2 protein-coding genes are annotated in these 2,583 nt (G+C 52.7%); both read right to left on the bottom strand.

The window, feature by feature from the left end:
- Positions 1–90: 90 nt before the first annotated feature.
- On the bottom strand, positions 91–837 hold the full coding sequence (gene istB / locus DUE52_RS31965; protein WP_114410210.1) for an IS21-like element helper ATPase IstB: 747 nt from the start codon (positions 835–837) through the stop codon (positions 91–93).
- Positions 838–880: 43 nt separating this feature from the next.
- Positions 881–2,407 carry an IS21 family transposase gene (gene istA, locus DUE52_RS31960; protein ID WP_229312377.1) on the bottom strand — a complete coding sequence of 509 codons (1,527 nt, stop codon included), beginning with the start codon at positions 2,405–2,407 and terminating at the stop codon, positions 881–883.
- Positions 2,408–2,583 lie beyond the last annotated feature (176 nt).

Raw genomic sequence — 2,583 nt, 5'->3', positions numbered from 1 at the left:
GTGACTATACCGATGATACTGGGCCGTGTGCGCCGATGCAAACTGGGCCACTGTGGATAAGTGGTATTGAGGAGTAGACAAAGGTAACTATTACCCTATTTTTTCTTCTTTTTTAGTTCGTTTTCGCATGGATTCTCCTTTCAATTCAATCCGGTGGGCGTGATGTACCAGCCGATCCAGCATGGCATCCGCCAGCGTGGGGTCGGCGATGTAATCATACCAGCCGTTCACCGGTAGCTGGGAAGTAATGATGGTGCTGGCCCGCCCATGCCGATCTTCAATTAACTGCATTAAAGCGAGCCGTTCATGCAAGGACAATGCCTGCATCCCCCAATCGTCCAGGATTAGCAGATGTTGCCGCTCTAAGCGAGCCAACTCTTTTACATACGAGCCATCAGCTTGAGCCAAATGCAGCTTTTGGAAGAGTTTGGGCAATGAGAAGTAAGCCACCCGTAGCCCCATGTGACAGGCCTGATAGCCCAGGGCCGTAGCAATAAAGCTCTTGCCGCAACCGGTGGCTCCAGTAATGAGAACGTTCTCGGCCCGATTGATGAAAGACGTATCAGCCAGACGCAACAGCTGGTTTTTGTCCAGGTTGCGGCCAGGTAAGTAGTCAATCTCTTCCAGAGCCGCCTGATAGCGGAAGCGGGCTTGCCGGACCGCCGTCACCGTTTTGCGATGTTGCCGGTAAGCTTGCTCAGCCTGAGTGAGTTGCGCCACTACCTGGTCGGCAGTGGGATGTTGATCCAGCGGCAGGCGGATCAACTGCTCAAAGTTTTGGGCCATACCCCACAAAGCGAGTTTGCGCATGGCCTCTAAAGTGGCTTGGTTGTTCATTTGGCTCGTGTGTTTTTATTCCCCTTTCGTATTTTATTTTTTTTCATTGATAGGCCGATGCACCCCGGATATTCTCATGCTGACAGGGCGGAATGACATCTATGGGTACCGGCTCCAGATCCAGTCGGTCTAACTCCCGCTCCAGGATACTTTTGACCAATCGGTACGAGGTCGCCTGATAATGAAGAGCCCGTTGGCAGGCCCGCTCCAACCGATCGGAACCGTAGCCTTTGGCCAATGACAAGACCCCGGCACAGGAGCGATAAGCCTGCTCGGGATAGGTCCGTAGTCGCAGCAGTTCCTGAATAATCTGCACCGTATGCGGCCCTATTTTAGCGGCTTGTTCCTCAAAAAATAGCGGAGACCATTGCGAGAGCCATTGATGGTGTGGGTGCAGGTGTTCGCGCAAGGTGGTGTATTGACCGCTGGTATGCTGGCGTGAATGGACCGCCACCCGTTCAAAGTGATGGTAGATTTCCACGCTGTCCTGGGTGTAAATGAACTTGACCATCTGGCCGACAAGCCGATAAGGCACTGAGTAATGGTGTTTGTCCTGCTGGAGTTGAGCATGACCGTTGGGGTGCACCTTAGCCATACAATACCGTTTAAGTTCATAGGCTTGCGTGGGCAAAGGTTGTAGCCAGACCCGTTCGAGCTGCTCAAAACGGTCCCGTCGGGAATACTCTTTGCCTTGTAAACAGGTACGGTTATGTACATCGAGTAGCTGCCAGATAGCCTTATTGAGATCAACCAGGGTGGCGAAAGCTCGATTCCGTAAGGGCGCATAAATCCGCTGATAGAGAATCCGTACTGCGCTTTCGACCAGGGCTTTATCGCGAGGTTTGCCGCTACGAGTGGGATAAATGGCCGTCTGATGATGCGATGCAAAATCCTGTAAGGTTTGATTAATCGTGGGTTCATAACGATCGGCCCGGGTGACAGCCGCTTTGAAATTATCGGGCACAATTGCCTGAGGAACCCCACCGATATACACTAAAGCGGCTTGCAGAGCGGCAATGAAGTCTTCCTGCTGTTGGCTGGCTACGGCTTGCGCATACGTCAGTTGAGAACAGGGCAGAATGGCCACGAAAAACTCGACGGCCCGGATTTGCCCCGTCTGCGGGTCGGTCAGATAAAGTTTGTCACCGGCGAAGTCAATAAAGAGTTGCTCACCGGCTTTATGCTCCAGGTGCATCACCACTTTTTGTTGCCCCTGCCATTGGCGGAACAAGTGATTAAACTGGGAATAGCGCGGCCCATCCGGATGTTGCAGACGATATTCCATCCAGAGTTGCTGGCGGGTCACACCGGGTTTGGCCAATTCGCGTTCGTAGGTTGGAAACAACTCGGCCAGTGTAGGATGCTTGACTTGGGGGACGACCGAAGCCGTTAACAACCGGTCCAGTTGGGCATCATCCCAGGCCAGTAAGGGTTCCAGGGTCGGAAATAGGGCTTCAAGCTGGGTCAGGTAGTGCTGAACCGTAGTGCGCGAGATGGCCAGGATGCGGGCTAGATTCCGCTTGGAAGTGCCCTTAAGTCGCAGTTCGATCAGTCGTCGGAGTTGGAACATTTTGATTCGACAGTTAGCCATCGTTTCCAATGGGCAGGATTGATGGGTCTGCCCATTGGAAAACTAGGAATATTGTCTCTTCAATGTTCACTTATCCACAGGTGGCCCAGTTTACATCGGCGCGGGTGGACCAGCATTAATCGGTGTAAATGGCCCAGTTTGGAGTGGCATATTCA

The sequence above is a fragment of the Larkinella punicea genome, from assembly GCF_003334855.1.
GTDB lineage: Bacteria > Bacteroidota > Bacteroidia > Cytophagales > Spirosomataceae > Larkinella > Larkinella punicea.
This window is presented reverse-complemented; position numbering and strand designations above follow the sequence as displayed.

Coding starts and splice junctions, on each gene's coding strand:
- istB (WP_114410210.1), bottom strand. CDS start 837: ATGAACAACCAAGCCACTTTAGAGGCCATGCGCAAACTCGCTTTGTGG.
- istA (WP_229312377.1), bottom strand. CDS start 2,407: ATGTTCCAACTCCGACGACTGATCGAACTGCGACTTAAGGGCACTTCC.